Annotated in this window: 14 protein-coding genes; 5 read left to right on the top strand and 9 right to left on the bottom strand. The window is 69.0% G+C overall.

Annotated elements, in window-relative coordinates; translation table 11 throughout:
• Positions 1-16: 16 nt before the first annotated feature.
• The 6 genes from CDA09_RS01645 to CDA09_RS01615 form a co-directional block, all read right to left on the bottom strand.
• Positions 17-2,068: a hybrid sensor histidine kinase/response regulator gene (locus tag CDA09_RS01645; protein WP_121427027.1), complete on the bottom strand. Its 2,052-nt coding sequence runs from the start codon at positions 2,066-2,068 to the stop codon at positions 17-19.
• A 28-nt stretch (positions 2,069-2,096) separates the two neighbouring features.
• Complete coding sequence (locus CDA09_RS01640) at positions 2,097-3,548, bottom strand: methyl-accepting chemotaxis protein (RefSeq protein WP_121427026.1); 1,452 nt, start codon at positions 3,546-3,548, stop codon at positions 2,097-2,099.
• Entirely contained in the window at positions 3,545-4,588 is a 1,044-nt protein-coding gene (locus CDA09_RS01635) for a chemotaxis protein CheW (RefSeq protein ID WP_164844354.1), read from the bottom strand. Before CDA09_RS01635 ends, CDA09_RS01640 begins: the two co-directional genes overlap by 4 nt.
• Entirely contained in the window at positions 4,581-6,044 is a 1,464-nt protein-coding gene (locus tag CDA09_RS01630; RefSeq protein ID WP_121427024.1) for a CheR family methyltransferase, read from the bottom strand. Before CDA09_RS01630 ends, CDA09_RS01635 begins: the two co-directional genes overlap by 8 nt.
• 83 nt (positions 6,045-6,127) lie before the next feature.
• Complete coding sequence (locus tag CDA09_RS01625) at positions 6,128-9,319, bottom strand: EAL domain-containing protein (RefSeq protein WP_164844353.1); 3,192 nt, start codon at positions 9,317-9,319, stop codon at positions 6,128-6,130.
• Positions 9,320-9,820: 501 nt separating this feature from the next.
• Positions 9,821-10,693: a hypothetical protein gene (locus CDA09_RS01615; RefSeq protein WP_121427021.1), complete on the bottom strand. Its 873-nt coding sequence runs from the start codon at positions 10,691-10,693 to the stop codon at positions 9,821-9,823.
• Positions 10,694-11,019: 326 nt separating this feature from the next.
• On the opposite strand from CDA09_RS01615, the gene CDA09_RS01610 reads away from it, so the two are divergent.
• A complete protein-coding gene (locus tag CDA09_RS01610; protein ID WP_121427020.1) occupies positions 11,020-11,343 on the top strand; it encodes a cupin domain-containing protein in 324 nt (107 codons plus the stop codon).
• A 34-nt stretch (positions 11,344-11,377) separates the two neighbouring features.
• Here CDA09_RS01610 and CDA09_RS01605 read toward each other — a convergent pair whose 3' ends face one another.
• Complete coding sequence (locus CDA09_RS01605; RefSeq protein ID WP_121427019.1) at positions 11,378-13,012, bottom strand: sulfatase-like hydrolase/transferase; 1,635 nt, start codon at positions 13,010-13,012, stop codon at positions 11,378-11,380.
• A 213-nt stretch (positions 13,013-13,225) separates the two neighbouring features.
• The gene (locus CDA09_RS01600; protein ID WP_121427018.1) at positions 13,226-14,404 is read right to left on the bottom strand and encodes a porin; all 1,179 of its coding nucleotides are present in this window, start codon (positions 14,402-14,404) and stop codon (positions 13,226-13,228) included.
• A 400-nt stretch (positions 14,405-14,804) separates the two neighbouring features.
• On the opposite strand from CDA09_RS01600, the gene CDA09_RS01595 reads away from it, so the two are divergent.
• Both CDA09_RS01595 and CDA09_RS01590 read left to right on the top strand, forming a co-directional pair.
• Positions 14,805-15,119 carry an EF-hand domain-containing protein gene (locus CDA09_RS01595; protein ID WP_121427017.1) on the top strand — a complete coding sequence of 105 codons (315 nt, stop codon included), beginning with the start codon at positions 14,805-14,807 and terminating at the stop codon, positions 15,117-15,119.
• Between the two features lie 4 nt (positions 15,120-15,123).
• A complete protein-coding gene (locus CDA09_RS01590; protein WP_121427016.1) occupies positions 15,124-15,849 on the top strand; it encodes a hypothetical protein in 726 nt (241 codons plus the stop codon).
• 3 nt (positions 15,850-15,852) lie between these two features.
• On the opposite strand, the gene CDA09_RS01585 is transcribed toward CDA09_RS01590, so the two are convergent.
• Positions 15,853-16,317: an Lrp/AsnC ligand binding domain-containing protein gene (locus CDA09_RS01585; protein WP_121427015.1), complete on the bottom strand. Its 465-nt coding sequence runs from the start codon at positions 16,315-16,317 to the stop codon at positions 15,853-15,855.
• Between the two features lie 134 nt (positions 16,318-16,451).
• Between CDA09_RS01585 and CDA09_RS01580 the strand changes: the two genes are divergently transcribed.
• The gene (locus tag CDA09_RS01580; protein ID WP_121427014.1) at positions 16,452-17,753 is read left to right on the top strand and encodes a D-amino acid dehydrogenase; all 1,302 of its coding nucleotides are present in this window, start codon (positions 16,452-16,454) and stop codon (positions 17,751-17,753) included.
• Positions 17,750-18,811, top strand: coding sequence for an alanine racemase (gene alr, locus CDA09_RS01575; protein WP_121427013.1), 1,062 nt, complete (start codon positions 17,750-17,752; stop codon positions 18,809-18,811). The genes CDA09_RS01580 and alr overlap by 4 nt, the downstream gene beginning before the upstream one ends.
• Positions 18,812-18,814 lie beyond the last annotated feature (3 nt).

Raw genomic sequence — 18,814 nt, 5'->3', positions numbered from 1 at the left:
AACCTCGGCAACGATCTCAGATCAGGCGTTCCAGGCATTCGATGAGCTCCCTCTGGTCGAAACCGGGTTTGGTGATGTACGCGTTCGCGCCGGCCTCCAGCCCCCGCACCCGATCCGCATCCGACGCGAGCGAGGTCACGAGGATGACCGGCAGGTGGGCGTGCCGGGCCTCGCAGCGGATGCGCCGGGCCAGTTCAAGGCCGTCGAGCGTGGGCATGTTGACGTCGGTGACGACCGCATCGAATTCGCCCCGCACGAGCTTGCGCAGCGCATCGAGGCCATCGACCGCGGTGACGACCTCGTAGCCTGCGGACTCCAGGATGCGGCACTCCTGCGTGCGCGTGGTGATGCTGTCCTCGGCCAGCAGCACCCGCTTGCGCCGCTGTGGCGCCGCGGCGGGCGTCGGCGCGGCCGGAGCCGCATGCCGGAGCGCGAAAAACAGATCCTGGGGATCGAGCACGACGCAGATCTCCCCGCTGTCGAGGATCGTGGCACCGGCCACGTTGCGCACGCGCTCGAGCAGGCTCCCCGGCGCCTTCAGCACCACTTCCTGCTCGTCGAGCAGGGCCTCGACCGCAAGCGCGAAGCACCCGCCCGCCGCCTCCAGGATCACGACCGTGCGGCCGTCCGCAACGACCGGCGCGACGGGCCGTTCCAGCAGTTCCGCGAGCTTCGCGAGCGTGACCGGCTGCTCGTTGAACAGGATCGCATCGCGCCCGTCGAGCCGGAGGACGTCGGCCGCGGCAAGCCGGCGCATGCCCCGCACGTGCTCGACCGGAAGGCCATACGGGTAGCCGTCGACCTCGACGATCAGGATGCGTGCGGTGACCAGCGTCACCGGGAGATGCAGCGTGAACACCAGGCCACGCCCGGGCGACGAGTCGAGCGCGAGCGAGCCTTTCAGGCGTTCGACCGCGTCACGCACGACATCGAGTCCGATGCCGCGTCCCGAGACATCGGTCACGTCGTGCGCCGTCGTCAGGCCCGCACGCAGCACCAGCGCGCGCCGCTGCGCCGGCGTCATCGCGGCGAGGGTCGCGGCGCTCTCCAGCCCGCACGCCAGCGCCGCCCGCCGGATTGCCTCCTCGTCGAGGCCGCGCCCGTCGTCGTCCACGACGATCTCGACGGTGCTCTCGCCCCGCCGCGCCCGCAGGCCGATGCGGCCGACAACCGGTTTCCCCGCCCGCACGCGCTCCGCCGCCGGCTCGATGCCGTGGTCGATCGCGTTGCGCAGCAGGTGCATCAGCGGGTCGCGGATCTCCTCGAGGATGCGGCGGTCGGCACCGACGTCGTCCCCTTCGATCACCAGTTCGACCGCCTTGCCCTGGCTGCGCGCGAGTTCCTGCACCATGCGCGGAAACTGGCGGAAGATGTTCGCCAGCGGCAGCAGGCGGATTGCCCGGACGCCTTCGCCGAGTTCGCTGCTGACGCGCTGCAGCTGCGCATGGTCGTCGTCCATCGCGGCGCGCAGGCGCGTGAGCAGCGCCTCGACCGGCGCCAGGCGCTCGAGCAGCGCCAGCGTGCCCGGCGCGGCAGAACCCGGTCCGCCCGCGACCGCGCGCCGCAGGTCCTCGCACCGGTCGACGATGGCGTCGACGTCGGCCAGCCTGCGCAACGTGCGCGTGCATCCGGCCGCCAGCTCGCCGGATGCGTTCAACAGGGCGTCGAGCCGGCGGGCGTCGACCCGCACCGCGTCGAGCGCGGGCAACCCGCCGGGCGACGCGGCCGTCACGGCCGCGCCCGCCTGCGCTCCGAGCGCATCGCCCACCGCAACGCGGATGTCGCCGAGCTGCCGCAGCATTTCCCGGACGTGCTCGGGGCCACGCGCCTCGGCATCATGGCGCGCGGCGTTGAGCATGTCCTCCAGGCTGTGCGCGAGCAGTTCGACCGCGTGCAGACCGAGCATGTGCGCCGCCCCCTTGAGGCTATGGGCGTCGCGGAACAGCGCCTCGACGGCCGCGTCCTCGCCGGCGTCGTGCTCCAGCCGCAAGAGCCCGTCGTCGAGCCGCTGCAGGTAGTCGCCGCTTTCCTGCCTGAACAGATCCTGCAGGCGTTCGTCCGCAATCATGGCGCGCGGCTCCGCGTCGTCGCCACCGTCACACCATCGCCTGCAGCCCGTGCGCGGCCAGCTTCAGGTTCTCGATGCCCGCCTTCGTCTGCTCGGTGCCCGCCGCCATCTGGCGCGAGCCGGCAGCGAGGCTCTGCATCGCGTCGGTCACCTGGCTCAGGGCAGCCGCCTGCTGCTTGCTGTTGAGCATCACCTGCTGCGCATTCTCCGAGACGTTGTTGGCCGCTCCGGCGATCGCATCGAAGGCCTCCGCGACACGGCTGCCCGCCGCCATGACCTCGTCGGCGCTGCGCGAGCCGTCCTCGGTCACCATCACCGCGCTGTTGGTCGCATTCTGGATCTCGGTGACCAGCGCATCGGCGCGCTCGGCGGATTTCTTGCTCTGTACCGCGAGCTTGCGGATCTCGCTGGCGACCACGGCAAAGCCCTTGCCCTGCTCGCCTGCGCGCGCGGCCTCCACCGCCGCGTTGAGCGCCAGCATGTTCGTCTCGCTCGCGAGCTCGCCGACCAGTTTGGCGATGCCGCCGATCTGCCCCGCCTGCTCCGACAGGCGGAGGATGCGATGGGCCAGCGAGTCGATCTTCTCCTTCATGCCCGCAGTGCTCTGGGCGGCCTCGTCCGCCGCACGGGTGCCGTGGCGGGCGAGTTCCAGCGCCTCCAGCGCGGCCGCGGCGGACGATTCGGCCTGACTCGCCGACTGGCGGGCCGACATCCCCAGTTCCTCCACCGTCGCAGACACCTCGCTGACCGCCGCCACCTGCTGCGTGACCGTGCGTTCATGCTCGTCCACGGTCGCCGCCATCTCGGTCGACGCGGTGCCCATCCGTGCCACCGATTCGCTGATCGTGCGCGTGCTGCGCGCCGCCAGCGCGCGACCGATGCCGACTGCCAGCAGGATCGCGGCCAGCGTGGCGCCCAGCGCGACCGAGACCAGGCTGTTCGCGGCACTGGTGCGCTCGGCGTCCCGCTGCGTCAGTATTTCCCGTTCGTGCGCCTCGATCTGGTCGATCAGGCCATCGACGCGGGCGCCGAGATCGTTGAGATTCGACTGGCGGTAGAACTCCACCGCCTTCGCCGCACCGCCGCCCTCGGTCAGTTCGCGGTACTTGCCGCCGACGCGGGCGATCTCCGCGACGGTCTTCGACAGGCTGGCCAGCAGCACACGCTGTTCCTCGCCCCTCACGAGCGTCGTCAGCGATTCGAGGTTCCCGTTCGTGCGTGCGATGTTCCTGGCCGCAGACTCCAGCAGGGCGCGGTCCAGTCCGAGCAGGAAGCCGCGCATGTCGCGCTGGTATTGCGCCAGCCCCACATGCACCTCCTGCGCGAGCGCGACGACATGGCCCGCCTCGACCGCGTCCGCCGACAGGGCCTGCAGGCGCTGGGTCTGCAGGAACACGGCGAGCGCGACGCCGATCATCAGGAGGAGCGGCGCCACATAGCCCGCCAGGATGCGTTGCCGCAGATTCATTGTGCCGATCATGATTGCTCCCCTGCGTCTGGAGCCGCGTTGCGTGGCTCCGGTCTGTCCCGGCCGGGCCCGTCCGCGACGTGGAGCACGCGCGACGCAAGCATGGCCTCGATATCCATCATGCTGAAAATCCGTTCGTCCGCGCGCATGGGGCCGCGGCAGAATGGCAGGTCGTATTCGCCCTGCGCTGGCGCCGCCTGCGCGCCGGCCGCGACGACATCATGCACCTCGCCGACGGCGAGCCCGACCACCAGGGCGCCGACCCGAACGACGACGACCGCCGCGAGCGGCTGCCGCGCCGGCAGACCGAGAGCCGGGCGCAGGTCGACCACGGTCAAGATTTCGCTCCGCAGATTCATGCTGCCGAGAATGTGCGCCGGACAGCATGGCACCGGCCTGACGCCGCGCAGGTGCACGATCTCGCGCACCACCCCCGCCGGAATGCCGAAGAGCCCGCCATCGAGGCCGACCAGCACGAACGGCGCACTGCCGGCAGCGTCCGGCGCGTCCGGCGGACGGGCCATCCTGTCGGCACGCGTGCGAAAGATCCCGGCGGCCGGATCCGCGCACGCCATGCCGTCCGGCGCAGCGCCGGCGGAAGGCGGTTCCAGCGCTGCGGCCGTCGCGGCGTCGGCAAGCAACGCACGGGCGTCGAGCACCATCGCGAGGTCCGCGCCGCTCATGGCGACACCGGACAGCAGTGGCGCCGCGTTGCCCAGCAGGTGGTCGTGGTCGCGCACGTCCTCGACGTCGTCGGCAGCGATCGTCACCGCATCGAGCACCGCGCCGGCAAGAATCCCGAAGCGCTCGCCATCGACAGCCAGCACGACCACCGCGTCGCCGACCTGCAGAGCCGACCGCCCCCGTCCGAAACACAGGGCCAGGTCGATTACGGGAATCACGTGCCCGCGCAGGTTGAATGCCCCGATCACCCGCGTCGACGCCTCGGCCACCGAAGACAGTCCGGGCAGCCACACGATCTCCTGCACCAGCGCGGCATCCAGCGCGTAGCGCACCCCCCGGTGCGAGAAGATGAGATGCAGGCTAGCCATCCAGCGCCTCCTCCGGCCCACCAGGCGCGCCACCCGTGACGGCCCTGAGCTCGCGCAGCAGGCTGCCGACGGTGGCATGCGGCGGCACGGGCAGGAGCGCCTCCGACGGCATCTTTTCCAGTTCGCGCAGCGCCTGCGCACGCAGTTGCCGCGCGCGCCGGACGTCGCCCGAGCGTGTGCACAGATCGGCCAGTTCGAGATGTGCGGCGACGAAACCCGGATCGAGGTAGAGCACCTTGCGCAGCAGGGTCTGCGCCTCGTCGCTCGCGCGCCGCTCCTCGGCCAGCTTCGCGAGCAGGAAATACGGGCGCGGATCGAGGGGTGAAACGGCAAGCACTTGCTCGCAGGCAGCCAGCGCCGTCTGCGCCGAGCCGCGGTCGGCGGCACGCCAGGCCTGCGCCAGCATCTCGTCCGCCCCGGCCGCCGGCATCGCCTCGGGTTTCGGTCTGGGCTCGACTTTGCGCTGCCGGGCGGAGCGCCGGCCGCCCAGGCTCGCCGCCGGCAGCGTTCGTGGCAAGCCGGTGGGCGCGGAAGATGGCACCGATGGCGACCCGGGCGGCAGCGGCCGTTCGGGCGCCGCCGCCCTGCGATACGCGGTCGCGTCGGGATAGGTGAGCGCCTCCAGCCCGGGCGGGACGCAGCCCAGCAGTTCGCCGTGCCCCGGAACGAAATAGCCGCCCTCCGACAGGGCCGCCGCCAGCTTATCCGCGATGCGCGTCACCGCGGGCGAAGTCAGATAGATGAACACGTTTCGGCACAGGATCAGGTCGAACCCGCCGGCCTCGCCGGCGTCGTCCTGCAGCAGGTCGCTTCGCTCGAAATCGACCATCGCCTGCAGGCGCGCGTCAATCTGCCATTCGCGCCCGCGTCGGTGGAAATAGCGTGCCCTGCGCAGCCCATCCAGCGCACGGAAGGACCATTCGCCGTACCGCCCGCGATGCGCACGGGCAATCGCGTCGCCATTGATGTCGGTTCCGCGGATCCGCACGTCCCAGTCGGCCAGTTCCGGCGCCATCTCGTCGATCAGCATCGCCAGCGTATAGGCCTCCTCCCCGCTCGCGCAGCCCGCACTCCACAGCCGCAGCGTGCGCTGCGCCGAACGGCGCGCGACGAGTTCGGGCAGGACACGGGCCGCAAGCAGCCCGAACAGGCCCTGGTCGCGGAAGAAATAGGTTTCGCCGGTGGAAAAGTGCTCCATCAGCCGTTCGCGCTCGCGCCGGCTCGCGGCGCCTGCCGTTTCTATGAGGTCCGCATAGCCCCCGGCGGAGGACAGGCGCAGCTCACGCAGCCGCGGCTGCAGCCAGCCGCTCAACCGTGCCTCGTCGCCCGCGCGCCGGCGCAGGCCGATCGCATCGAAGATGCGCCCGCTCGGGTCGTCCCCTGCGGCTCCGGGTGACGCTGTCCCCAGGCCCGCCGCGACGGCCCCGTCGAGGTTGCCAGCATCTTGCCCGCACATCACGGATGAACCCTCCCAAGTCAGGACAACGGGATTTTAACAGCAGCTTGCCAAACCGAAGGGGATTTTCCCCCAGCCAAGCCTCAGGCCGCCGCTGCAAGCACCTGGAGCTCGAAATGCTCGAACGCGTCGCGCACCGCCTCCAACAGTTCGCGGTCGTCCCACGGCTTGTGCAGGAAGCGGAAAATCGCCCCGCGATTGATCGCGCTGGTGATCATGGCGATATCGGCATAACCCGACAGGATCATGCGGGTGGTCTGCGGATAGAGCGCCCGCACCTTGTCGAGAAACTGTACGCCGTCCATGCCCGGCATGCGGAAGTCGGAGATCACCACACCCACCGCATGCCGCGCGAGCAGATCCAGCGCCTCGGCGGCACTGCCGGCAAACAGCAGCGTGTACCCTTCCCGGCGCAGGATGCGGCGCACGGCCGACTGGATCGACGGCTCGTCGTCGACGAGCAGCAGGGTGCGCGCGGGAAGGTCCTTCTGAACCGGCAGCACCAGCCTCTTCCCGCCGGACAGCATGTCCGCGAAGGCCTCGGGGGCGATCGGCGGCGAGAAGTGGCAGCCCTGCATCTCGTCGCAGCCGCGGCCGCGCAGGTACAGCAGCTGCCCTTCGTTCTCGACCCCTTCGGCGATCACGCGCAGGTTGAGGCTGCGCGCGAGCGCGATGATGGAGACCGCGATCGCGGCATCGCTCGCGTTGGTCGTCAGATCGGTGATGAAGGCGCGATCGATCTTCAGGTAATCGATCGGGAAGTGCTTGAGCGCACTGAGCGACGAAAAGCCCGTACCGAAGTCGTCGATGGCCAGCCGCACGCCGATGGCCTTGAGCCCCTTCATCACCGCGACGGCACGCCCGGGGTCGCGCATCAACGTGCTTTCGGTGATCTCCAGCATCAGCGCATTCGCGTCGAGGCGATAGCGCGACAGCAGGGCCAGCACTTCGGCCACCAGGTCATCGCGCAGAAACTGCAGCGGCGCCACATTGACCGCCACGCGCGGGCACGTGATCCCGGCATCGACCCAGGCGCGCATCTGCGCACACGCAGTCTCGAGCACCCAGCGCCCGATCGGCAGGATCAGCCCGCTGTCCTCGGCGACGGGAATGAACTCCGCCGGCGGCACCAGCCCGAGTTCCCCGTGGTGCCAGCGGCACAAGGCTTCGCAGCCGACCACCGCGCCGGTCAGGAGGTCGACCTCGGGCTGGTACACCAGATGGAGTTCCTGCCGCTCGATCGCGCGCCGCAGCTCGAGTTCGAGCCGCAGTCTCGGCGCCGCCCGGGCGTTCATGTCCGCATCGTAGAAGCAGAAGGTATCGCGCCCCATCTCCTTGGCGCGGTTCATCGCCACGCGGGCGTTGCGCAGCAACGCATCCGCCGCCTGGCCGGCTGCGCCACGCTCGGCCACGCCGATGCTGGCAGTGAACCGCTGCACTTCGCCGCCGACCACGAGCGGCTGTCGCACGGCCTCGAGCAGGCGATTGGCGAGCGACACCAGCGCCTGCAGGCCCGGCAGCTCGTCGGCGATCAGCACGAACTCGTCCCCCGCCACGCGCGCGACGGTCGCGCCCTCCGGCGCCGCGTCGGCCACGCGGCGGGCGAGGTCAACCAGCGCCGCGTCCGCAGCCCGGCGGCCAACGCTGTCATGCACGACCTTGAAGCGGTCGATGTCGAGCCACAGGACAAAGCCGCCGCCAGTGCGCGGCGCAGGGGAAAGCACCTGCTGCAGGCGGTCCACCAGCAGGTTGCGGTTGGGCAGGCCGGTCAGCGTATCGTAATTGGCCTGATGGGCGAGCTGCTCTTCATAGCGGTGGCGCTCCGTGACGTCGCGGAATTCGACGACTGCGTGATCGGCCTCCCCGCCCGCACTCACAACCAGGGTCACGCCGGCGTCGAGCCACACGACGTCCTCCGCCGCGCGCGTCAGGCGCAGCCCGACCTCGCCCTCGCGCCGCGCCACCAGCAGCGCCTCCAGCTGTTCCCAGCCGCCGGCATCGAAACCCCGCTGCCCGAGAGCGGCCAGATCGGCCGCGCCGAGCTCCGCGGGCGTGATCGCGAGCAGTGCGAGCAGCGCCGGATTTGCACTGACGATACCGGCCGGGGAAGCATAGCGGTAGATCACCAGGCCGTTGCGGCTCGCATCGATGGCGCGGTTGCGCAGCCGGATTTCCTCCGCGGCCGTTTGCAGTCGCGTCATCGCATGCTCGATGCGCTCCGCCATGTCGTTCTGCGCCCGCGCGAGTTCTCCCAGCTCGCCGCCGTCCGGCGGCAGGGTGCAGCGGGCCTGAAGGTCCCCCGTGCCGATGCGTCGGGCCGTGTCCGCGAGATCGCGCACCCGCCGCAGCACCAGGCGCTGCGCCGCGGCCCAGCCGACCACCAGCAACAGTCCCGCCGCCGCCGCGACAAGCAGCAGATTGTGCCGGGCGACCGCCGCGGCGTTCGCCTGCGCCATCGCGGTGGGAATGCCCACACGCACGTACAGGTCACCGTAGGTGCTGAGTACCGGCACGATGGCCGTCACGCGCGGGATCCGGTCGAGCCAAACGGCTTCGGTCACCACTTCGCTGGCATCGACCGTGGCGGCCTTGAACGCGGTCAGTTCCGGGATCGTGCGCCCCACCAGCGCATCCGGATCCGGCAGGCGGGCGAGGATCACGCCCTGGCTGTCGAGGACCGTCACCACCGAATCGTCCGGCAGCAGCAATTCGCGCAGCAGCGCCCCGAATGCCGGCGGCTCCGCCGCGAGCGCCACGACCGCGGAGATTTCGTTGCGCTCGTCGAACACCGGGTTCGCGAACACCACGATCGGCTTACCGCTCGCCCGGCTGAGGTTGAAGTCGCCGATGGCGAAGTCGCGCCGCTCGACCGCGCGGCGAAAGTAGGCGCGATCCGCCACGTTGATGCGGTCACCGTAAGGCTTGGCACTGCAAAGGACGTCCCCGCCGCGATCGAAGACGAAGAGATCGGAATAGAGTTTGCCCAGCGTCGCCACGCGCGCAAGCCAGCGGCTGCAGTCGCGCGTCGAGTGCAGGCCCCGGATTTCGGGTGCGTCTGCCAGCCCCTGCAGCGCCTCGTGCGCATAGGAAATCATGTCCCGCTGGCGCGTCGCCAGTTGGCGCGCCGTGGACAGTGCGAGCCGTTCCGAGGCCGCCATCGCCCCGCGGCGCTGCTCCACGCCCATATCGACGATGATCGCAATCGAAGGCAGGACCGCCGCGAGGACCAGCAGCAGCAGACGGACGTGCATCCGGGCAACCGGCCTCGAATTCATGTCGGACTCATTCTCATTGTTGTGGCGTCCTGCATGGCCGCGGCCGTGTTTTGGCAAGCCTCTCCCGGGCATGCCTCCGCGAGGCGACGCAGTTACATTCTTTTACGGTCACGCCGTATCATAAAGTAGCCTCCCGGAGCCGGCACTACCCGAAACAACGTAGTCGGACAACTGGGAAAGCGAATACTGCCGGATGATCTGGCGGGATTCGACATCGACGAGCCTGACGATGACTCCCGCGGAAGCGCGCACGACGACGAACTCGAGGCGTGTCGCCTCGAACGGGAGGCGCCGGTTCGACACACCGGGAAATTCGCGGGAACTCGCGGTCACCCGCGTAAAGCCACATAGACGACCGCAGCGGCCCGCTCACGGCGAAGCGCGGGACTGCGAGAATTCGCTCAGGGCGCGCGGGGTGCCAACAACAGGCGCGAGCCGAAGCGGAGCCTCTGCACGCAGCGCCGGCGGTGCGTGCCGCCGGCGCCGGGGACTTGCGCAAACTCAGCCGCGACGCTCGCCGCTCTCCGGACGTTCGATGCGTTCCGGACGTTCGACGCGTTCCGCCCGCTCAGGGCGCTCCACGCGTTCAACCCGTTCCACGCGCTCGGGCCGCTCGACCCGCTCGACCCGCTCGACCCGCTCGACCCGCTCGACCCGCTCGGGCCGCTCGGGCCGTTCGACGCGTTCGACCCGCTCCGCGCGCTCGACCCGTTCCGGGCGCTCCGCGCGCTCGACTTTTTCGGGACGCTCGACCCGTTCCGGGCGTTCCGCACGCTCGATTTTTTCAGGACGCTCGACCCGTTCCGGGCGCTCCGCGCGCTCGACTTTTTCGGGACGCTCGACCCGTTCCGGGCGCTCCGCGCGCTCGACTTTTTCGGGACGCTCGACCCGTTCCGGGCGTTCGGCGCGCTCGGCTCTTTCCGGGCGATCCGTCCGGCCCCCCCGCATCTCACGCGCCACCTCGCGGACAACCGATCCGAAATTGTCATCGACGCTGCCGTCGCCGCGCAGCTTCACGCCGAGTGCAACGCCCGGCGGCTGGTGGTCGTCCACGGTGCCATTGCCCCGCAGCTTCACACCCGCGCCCGCCGCGCCCGGCTGCGTGTCATCGACGGAACCGTCACCGCGCAGTTTCACACCCGCTGCAACGCCCGCCGGCTGGGTATCATCGACGGTGCCGTCACCACGCAGATCGACTCCGCCGACGGCGCCGGCCGGTTGCATGTCGTCCATCGTGCCGTCGCCACGCAGCTTGACCCCGTCAGCGGTGAGATCGTCGCTCACGACCTGGGCAACTGCGCCTCCTGCGGCGACACTGCCGAGAACGGCGAGGACCAGCACGTGCAGTCGCAGCTTTTTCAGATTGCTTTCCATTTTCGTCTCCTGAGCAATTCGGCGCGTCATCCGCGGCACTGCCGAGCAAGGGGTTGAGGGTGTCCTTGATGGGTCAGTGGGAAATTTTCCCGCCTGGACAGCATGTAGCACATCCGATGCCAATGCCGCAGGTGTTGCACGGAAATGTGCAACGAATTGATTTTCAACATGTTTCATCGATTTAAAGGTGGACGCCGGCGTACCGCCGTTGCACCGTTCGAGCCGGCAGGGTGTCTTCACCCACCCAAGTCGGGCGTTTGCCCCACTCCGGCCCCATTCGTCCCGATCACCGCTATGCTGGCCCCCACGCCCACGGAGCCGCCGCCATGCCCACGCAAGGGAACCTGTTCGCCGACCTGCCGCCGCCCGGCGGCGACGAAGCCTTCGATACGCTGCTCGAACGCCCCGGCACGCGCATCGAGCGCATCGTCTCGCACGGCCACGCGAGCCCCGCGGGCTTCTGGCACGACCAGGCGCAGACGGAATGGGTGATCGTCATCCAGGGCGAGGCGACACTCGCGTTCGAAGACGGCGAGCGCCGGGCGCTGTCAGCGGGCGACTGGACGACGATCGCGCCGCATCGCCGCCACCGCGTCGAATCGACCGGGCCGGCGACCATCTGGCTCGCGGTGCACGTGGACTCGAGGTGAACCGCCCGCAGGACGCGCGCTGCCCCCGGGCGCCTCAGCGCTCGCGCACGATGTCGCGCTGCACCGCCGCGCGCGGCGGCACCGGCACCGGCGTCACCACGACGCCTTCGGGCGTCCCGCCGGCCTGAGCGGGCTGCGTGGTGGGCAGCTCCCACAGCGCCCGGTAGGTCGCGCTGTAGTTCATCAGCTGCTCGGTCATCCGGGCGATGCGGTCCGCCGGCCGCGGCACGACGGCCGGACCGATCGCCGCGTAGCCGAGCCCGGCCCGCTCGCCCTCGACGTCGAAGCCGAGCGCTCGCAGCATCGTCGGCAGCATGTCGAAGTGCGTGACCTCGTCGGTGTTCTTCACGAGCTTCTTGTCGGCGCCGATCAGCAGGTTGTACACGCGCCGGTTCGGATTCTTCACGAGCTTGTCGTACGAGGTGTTGCCCATCGCGAGATGGTCGCCCTGCACGAGGATCGCGATGCGGTCCGACCAGCCCTTGGCGTTGATGTACTCGATGAAGTCCGCGACCTGCCCGGCGGTGCATTCGACGATGCCCTCGAAATCCGCATAGCCCTGCCGCTCGCAGGTCGCCGACAGGTGGCCGTAGGGGTGGTGCGTGTCGATCGTCAGGATCGTCAGGTTGAAGGGCTTCTTCGTCTTCATCAGCCGGTCGAGCTCGCCGCGCGCATTGCGGAAGAGGTCGTCGTCGTACAGCCCCCATCCGCTCATCAGCTCGGGCCGCGCACCCTCGTTCACCCACTCCTCGCGCCCCATCACCTTGTTGTAATGGTGATCCTTGAAGAACTTGCCGACCCCGGCGAAGGCGAGGCTGGAGCCGTTGAGGAAGACGTTGGTGTAGCCGTTGCTCGCGAGGATGTCACCGAGGCAGCGCGCGCGCGGCAGGTAGCTTTCGATCTGCTCGCCCTGCGCATTGCCGCCGAACAGCGCCACCGACTTCAGCGGCAGCCCGCACTGCGTCGACACGATGCCGGCGATCGTGAAGTGCGCGCCGCGCATCTCGTGGTAGTTGTCGAACGACACCACGCGCGGCTTGCCCTTGTAGGCGTTGAGCCGGTGCAGCAGGTCGTGCCCGAACAGGGCGGGGTCGGAATAGGTGTTCTCGAGGCTCTCGACGTAGATCAGCACGAGGTTCTTTGGCTGCTCCTTGCCGCGTTTGATCGACACGCGCACCGGATCGACGTAGGAACCCGCGAAATAGTCCTCGCCGAAGTAGGCCCGCACGTAGCGCGCCAGCGAGAAGCTGTCGATGAAATAGGCGACGCCGGCCCCGAGCACGATCAGCGGGATCGCGCGCGACGCCCCGTGCCGCGTCATGCGCACCAGCACGCGCCCGACGCGGCGCATGCCCACGCGCAGCCAGTACCAGCCGCGCCGCAGCCAGGGCACCGGCCACTTGTCGGGATGCGCGCGCAGGTGGTTCACCCACTCGTCCAGCCCCCACAGCACCAGCGCCAGCACGACGGGCAAGGCCACCGCACGCCACAGGAAGCGGCGCGTCAGCTCGGGATCGCTGGTCATCAGGCCTTCGGTGCCGAAACGCAGGTGATAGAGCACCTGATCGATCGTCACCGAACCGAACTCGTCGGTCAGCCAGTCGGGGACGGCATACAGCAGGCAGCCGACGAGGATCGCCAGAGGTTTGAGCAGTTTTCTAACGCGCATTGACAGGACAACTCCGGCGGGCTTCCGGACGGCGGCATCGCACCGGAAGGTGCGCAATCTTACCGCAACGTCAGCAGAGTAGACTGAGCGGTCCGCCCCGAGTTTTGCGCAGTCGCCGCAAGCGGCTCAGGCCTGTGGCTGCAACGAATCATTTCCCGCGGTGCCGGCGCCGGCGACCCCTGCCACGGGCCGCCGGCGATGTCGCAACGCCAATCAGAAGAACAGGATGCCGCCCAGCGAGATCGTGCGGGTCTTCAGGTCGCCCGGGAACACATCCGCGCCCGTGCCCTTCTCGCGGTTGTACTCGGCCACCAGCGTGATGTACTTGTTCAGGCTGTGATACACGCCCAGGGTCGCGGAGCGGAACTTGTTCGTGTCGGTCAGCAGGCCGTCGCTGTCGCGGTTCTCGCCGTAGTTCAGGCCCACCTTGGTCTTGCCGAACTTGTACGTGCCCTGCACGAAGTAGCCCTTGCCCTTGGTCTTCTCGAAGGGCGAGAAGAACAGCGCGCCGACCGTCGACAGGCCCAGCCCCCTCGCGTCGAAGCCATAGGCCACCGCCTCGAAGTTGCCGAAGCCGACCTTCCCGCCGAGCTCGTAGCCGCGCGCGTCGAAGCTGCCCGCGCCGCTCGTGCCCTGGCTGATGAGGCCCGCCCACAGCGAACCGCTCGTGCTCGCACCCGCCTTCCAGTCATAGTTCAGCATCGCCTGGACGCCCGGATCCTTGGTCTCCCTGCCGGCAAACCTGTTCGGATCGAAGATGCCGGCCGACGCCGAAAAGCCGCCCAGCGTCGGCGTCGTGTAGGTGATCTGCGGCTGGAAACCCGTGTACATGTAGCCGTGGCCGATCATGCCGAAGGTGGTGTTGAACGGCGTCGCGGCGAAGGTGTTGCCGCCCAGACCCAGCAGCGTCATGTCCGAGAGGATGATCTTCTGGCCGAAGAGACCGATATCGCGGCCGAGCTTGATCGTGCCCCAGTCGGGCGCGCCGAACTGGAAGTACAGGTTGCGCGTGTCGATCTGCGAGAACGGGCTGTCGCAGCCGGTCGCGCCGCCGCAGCCCGGGTTGGTCGGCAGGCCGACGACGCTCGACTTGTCGTTGATGCCCGGCGCGAAGCCGACGTGCGCCTTGATGTCCAGACCCTCGACCTTGGTCGTGAACACGAAGTTGATCCAGCCCGGCAGCAGGCCATTGGTCAGCGCCGAGTTCGTCGTCTTCACGCCGCCGACCTCGGCCGTGCGGTTCGAGTAGAAGCCGTTGATCGTGCCGTTGATGTCGACCGTCGAGTCGCCCTGCGTGAAGCTCACCGCCTGCGCCTGCCCCAGCCCGAGCGCGCACAGCGCACCGGCGAGCACGGCTCGCCCCAACACCGCCGATTTCGCACGAATCCTCATTTTTTCCTCCTTGGCCTTTGGTTTTGATGCCTGTTTGTTTGCGTTCCGCACCCGTGTCCCTGCCCCGAAGGGCGGCATGTGGTGCGCGCAGCCACGCCAGGCGGCGTGCCCGGGCGGGTTTCGCAAACTCCGGGCCAAGTCCGGATTACTGCACGTTGACGCCAGTTTTAGCGATTTTCTCTGCGCATTACTCACAGATCGACGCACAGAAGTGATCCGCTTTGACACAGCGGGCAAACACCCGGCGGCACAGTTGCTACAGGCTGGAACACCCGGATCCGCGTGGACGGGGAGATTCGCCCGTTTGCGATTTGCCAGCGCCCGGGATTTGGCGGAATATCCCTTTCGACACCCGGCATCCGCAGCGCACCGGCGTTTCCGCTCCAGCATCAAGGCAACCATGAATTCCCCAGCACACTCCCTCGCCGCCACCCTGCTCGTGCTCGCGCTAGCGACTCCCCTGGCCGCGACGGCCCAGTCGCGCATCCCCTCGCTCGACCGCGAAGACCACCTCGGCGAAGTCGGTCGCGCCGCACGCCAGAAGGCCATCGAACGCTTCGACAGCATCGACACGAACAAGGACGGAAAACTTTCGCGCGAGGAGGTCAGCAGCCACCCCTACCTGAGCGAGAATTTCGACCGGCTCGACAAGAACCACGACGGCTTCATCGACTGGGAGGAATTCATCGGCCACGACCGCTGGAAAAAGGAATAGCGCGATGCGCGGCACGCCCGCCCCGCCACGCTGGCTGCGCCTGTTGCTCGCCGCGGCGCTGCTCGCCTGCGCCGGTGCGGCGGGGGCGGCCGACCTCGGGCCGCTGCTCGAGCGCATCGAACGCGCCTACGGCACGACGACGCTGCCGAGTTCGATCCTGCAGCGCGGGCGGACGATCTCGTTCAGCCGCGGCGAAGGCTCCCTGCTGCGTGCCTATCGCGGCGCCGAGCGCTTCCGCATCGAGATCCGTTACGCCACGGGTGTCGAGACCCGCATCGTCGACGGCCCCGTCGCGTGGCAGCGCAGCAAGCCGATGGGCGAGGCCTTTCGCGGCGCGCTGATCCTGCAGGCGGCACGCATCGCGCTACCGTGGAACCTGTTCGCGGCGCGCGACCGGCTGCGCGACGGCGGCGAGCACCTCATCGGCGACATGCGCCTGCATTTCATCGAAATGCCGCTCGGCGACACCCTGCGCGTCGTCGCCGAAGTCGAACCGGAGTCCGGACGCATCCTGCGTTCGCACGGCATCCTCACCCACCCGGGCGGCGGCGAGATGGTGTTCGGCACCGTCTACGAGGATTTCCGCAGCGTCGACGGCCGGCTCTACCCCGCCGTCGAGCACCACTACGCGATGGGCCGCTACATCGGCCGCTCGGAGATCGAGACGGTCGAGTTCGACACCCCGCTCGCCGACTCGCTGTTCCGCCCCGACATCCCCGGCCTCATCTGAGGCTCATTCGGCGGGGATGTACAGCGTCTCCTTCAGCTCCTCCATCACGACGTAGCTGCGCGACTCCGCCGCCGACGGCAGCTTGAGCAGGATGTTGCCGAGCAGGCGCCGGTACTCGCCCATCTCGGTGATGCGCGCCTTCACGAGATAGTCGAAGTCGCCCGACACGAGGTGGCACTCCATCACCTCGGGCACGAAGCTCAGCTCCCTTTTCACCCGGTCGAAGACCTCGCCGGACTTCGCCGACAGCTTGATCTCGACGAACACCAGCAGGTTCTTGCCCAGCGCGTGCGGATTCACGTGCGCGTGGTAGCCGGTGATGACCCCCTCGCGCTCCAGCCGCCGCACGCGCTCCGTGCACGGGGTCGCCGACAGGCCGATCTTCGCCGCCAGATCGGTCATCGAAATCCGGCCGTCCTTCTGCAGCAGATCGAGGATCTTGCGGTCGATGCGGTCGAGTTCGCGCATTTCACTGTCCCGAAGGAAATCACTGCCCAAACATACATAAATTCACTTACAAGCGCATCAACTTAAGTGAATTTCACTGAGAAATGATCACTAGACTGGAGATATTCAATGAATCGAAAGTCATGGAGACAGTCATGCGCGTTCTCGTCCTCGGCAGCGGCGTCGTCGGCACCACCACCGCCTACTACCTCGCCCGCAGCGGCGCCGAGGTCACGGTCATCGACCGCCAGCCCGCCCCGGCGCTCGAGACCAGCTACGCCAACGCCGGCCAGGTCTCGCCCGGCTACTCGACCCCGTGGGCCGCGCCGGGCATCCCGCTGAAGGCGATCAAGTGGCTGTTCCAGCGCCACGCGCCGCTCGCGCTCCGCGCCGACGGCAGCCTCTACCAGCTGCGCTGGATGGCCGAGATGCTGAGGAACTGCACCGCGAGCCGCTACGCCGTGAACAAGGAACGCATGATGCGCCTGTCCGAGTACAGCCGCGACGTGCTGCGCGAGCTGCGCGCCGACACCGGCATCCGCTACGAGGAACGCACGCGCGGCACGCTGCAGCTCTTCCGCAGCCAGGCCCAGGTCGACGCCGCGGCGCGCGACATCGAGGTGCTGCAGGAATGCGGCGTGCCCTTCGAAGTGCTCGACCGCGACGCGCTCGCCGGCGCCGAGCCGGCGCTCGCCGCAGTGCGCGACAAGCTCGCCGGGGGATTGCGCCTGCCCAACGACGAGACCGGCGACTGCCAGCTGTTCACCACGCGGCTCGCCGCGAAGGCGCGCGAACTGGGCGTTGAGTTCCGCTTCGGTCAGGACATCCGCGAAGTGCTGACGGGCGGCGGCGACGTCATCGGCGTGCAGGTCGGCGACGAAGTGCTCGCAGCCGACCACTACGTGCTCGCGCTCGGCAGCTATTCGCGCCAGATGCTGAAGCCGCTGGGCCTCGACCTGCCCGTGTATCCGCTGAAGGGCTACTCGCTCACGGTGCCGCTCGTCGACGCCGCGAAGGCGCCGGTGTCGACCGTGCTCGACGAGACCTACAAGATCGCGATCACCCGCTTCGACGACCGCATCCGCGTCGGCGGCATGGCCGAGCTCGCCGGCTTCGACCTCTCGCTCAACCCGCGCCGCCGCGCGACGCTGGAAATGGTCGTCGGCGACCTCTTCCCCGGCGGCGGCGACCTGCCCGCCGCGGAATTCTGGACCGGCCTGCGCCCGATGACGCCGGACGGCACCCCGATCGTCGGCGAAACCGCCTATCCGCAGCTCTACCTCAACACCGGCCACGGCACCCTGGGCTGGACGATGGCCTGCGGTTCGGGGCAGCTCGTCGCCGATCTGGTCACCGGCAAACAGCCGGCGATCCGTCATCGCGATCTGGGACTCGCGCGTTATGGCAAAGTAGCGGCTTCCCGCTCCCAAGGCCTTAATCTCTCTCCCGTCGCATGAGACCCGCCCGCGCCCTGATCGATCTCGACGCCCTGCGTCACAACTACCACCTCGCACGCGGCCGCCACGGCGGCCGGGCCCTCGCCGTCGTCAAGGCCAACGCCTACGGCCACGGCGCCGTCGAATGCGCACGCGCCCTCGCCCCCGAAGTCGACGGTTTCGCCGTTGCCTTCCTCGAGGAAGCGCTGGAACTGCGCGAGGCCGGCATCGAGCAGCCCATCCTGCTGCTCGAAGGCATCTTCGACGCCGACGAACTCGACGCCGTCGTGCGCCACGACCTGTGGATGGTCGTGCACCACGCCGAGCAGATCCGCATCATCGACCACGCGAAGCCGGCGCTGCCGCTCGACGTGTGGCTCAAGGTCAACAGCGGCATGAACCGCGCCGGCTTCCTGCCGCACGAGTTGCGCGCCGCGTGGCAGCGCCTCAAGGACAACGGCCGCGTCGGCAGCATCACGCTGATGACCCACTTCGCGCGCGCCGACGAACCGCACGTGCTCGCGACCTCCGAGCAGGTCGCCGCCTTCGACGCCGCGACGCGCGACCTGCCGGGCCCCCGCAGCCTCGCCAACTCGGGCGCGATCCTCGGCTGGCCCGATGCGCACCGCGACTGGGCGCGCCCGGGCATCCTGCTGTACGGCGCCGATCCCATGCCGGGCGAACCGAACGGGCTGCGCCCGGTGATGACGCTCGAAAGCGCGATCATGGCGATCCGCGAGATTCCCGCCGGCGCACCGCTCGGCTACGGCGCACGCTTCCACGCCGAGCGCCCGACGCGCGTCGGCCTCGTCGCGATGGGCTACGCCGACGGTTACCCGCGCACGGCGCCCAACGGCACGCCGGTCGCCGTCGACGGCATCCGCACGCGCCTGATCGGCCGCGTGTCGATGGACATGCTCACCGTCGACATCACCGACCTGCCCGAGGCGCGGCTGGGCAGCCGCGTCGAACTGTGGGGCAACAACGTCCCGGTCAATCGCATCGCCGAGGGCGCGCACACGATCGCCTACGAGCTGCTGTGCAACGTCAAGCGCGTGCGCTTCGAATACACCGGCTGATCC

Origin of the sequence: Azoarcus sp. DN11 (assembly GCF_003628555.1) — a bacterium.
Classification (GTDB): Bacteria; Pseudomonadota; Gammaproteobacteria; order Burkholderiales; family Rhodocyclaceae; genus Aromatoleum.
The sequence above is the reverse complement of the archived record's forward strand: the minus strand, read 5'-3'. Positions and strand labels throughout refer to the sequence as shown.

Bases quoted from the DNA above. Each gene is read 5' to 3' on its own strand.
- CDA09_RS01645 (WP_121427027.1), bottom strand. From the start codon at position 2,068: ATGATTGCGGACGAACGCCTGCAGGATCTGTTCAGGCAGGAAAGCGGC.
- CDA09_RS01640 (WP_121427026.1), bottom strand. From the start codon at position 3,548: ATGATCGGCACAATGAATCTGCGGCAACGCATCCTGGCGGGCTATGTG.
- CDA09_RS01635 (WP_164844354.1), bottom strand. From the start codon at position 4,588: ATGGCTAGCCTGCATCTCATCTTCTCGCACCGGGGGGTGCGCTACGCG.
- CDA09_RS01630 (WP_121427024.1), bottom strand. From the start codon at position 6,044: ATGTGCGGGCAAGATGCTGGCAACCTCGACGGGGCCGTCGCGGCGGGC.
- CDA09_RS01625 (WP_164844353.1), bottom strand. From the start codon at position 9,319: ATGAATTCGAGGCCGGTTGCCCGGATGCACGTCCGTCTGCTGCTGCTG.
- CDA09_RS01615 (WP_121427021.1), bottom strand. From the start codon at position 10,693: ATGGAAAGCAATCTGAAAAAGCTGCGACTGCACGTGCTGGTCCTCGCC.
- CDA09_RS01610 (WP_121427020.1), top strand. From the start codon at position 11,020: ATGCCCACGCAAGGGAACCTGTTCGCCGACCTGCCGCCGCCCGGCGGC.
- CDA09_RS01605 (WP_121427019.1), bottom strand. From the start codon at position 13,012: ATGCGCGTTAGAAAACTGCTCAAACCTCTGGCGATCCTCGTCGGCTGC.
- CDA09_RS01600 (WP_121427018.1), bottom strand. From the start codon at position 14,404: ATGAGGATTCGTGCGAAATCGGCGGTGTTGGGGCGAGCCGTGCTCGCC.
- CDA09_RS01595 (WP_121427017.1), top strand. From the start codon at position 14,805: ATGAATTCCCCAGCACACTCCCTCGCCGCCACCCTGCTCGTGCTCGCG.
- CDA09_RS01590 (WP_121427016.1), top strand. From the start codon at position 15,124: ATGCGCGGCACGCCCGCCCCGCCACGCTGGCTGCGCCTGTTGCTCGCC.
- CDA09_RS01585 (WP_121427015.1), bottom strand. From the start codon at position 16,317: ATGCGCGAACTCGACCGCATCGACCGCAAGATCCTCGATCTGCTGCAG.
- CDA09_RS01580 (WP_121427014.1), top strand. From the start codon at position 16,452: ATGCGCGTTCTCGTCCTCGGCAGCGGCGTCGTCGGCACCACCACCGCC.
- alr (WP_121427013.1), top strand. From the start codon at position 17,750: ATGAGACCCGCCCGCGCCCTGATCGATCTCGACGCCCTGCGTCACAAC.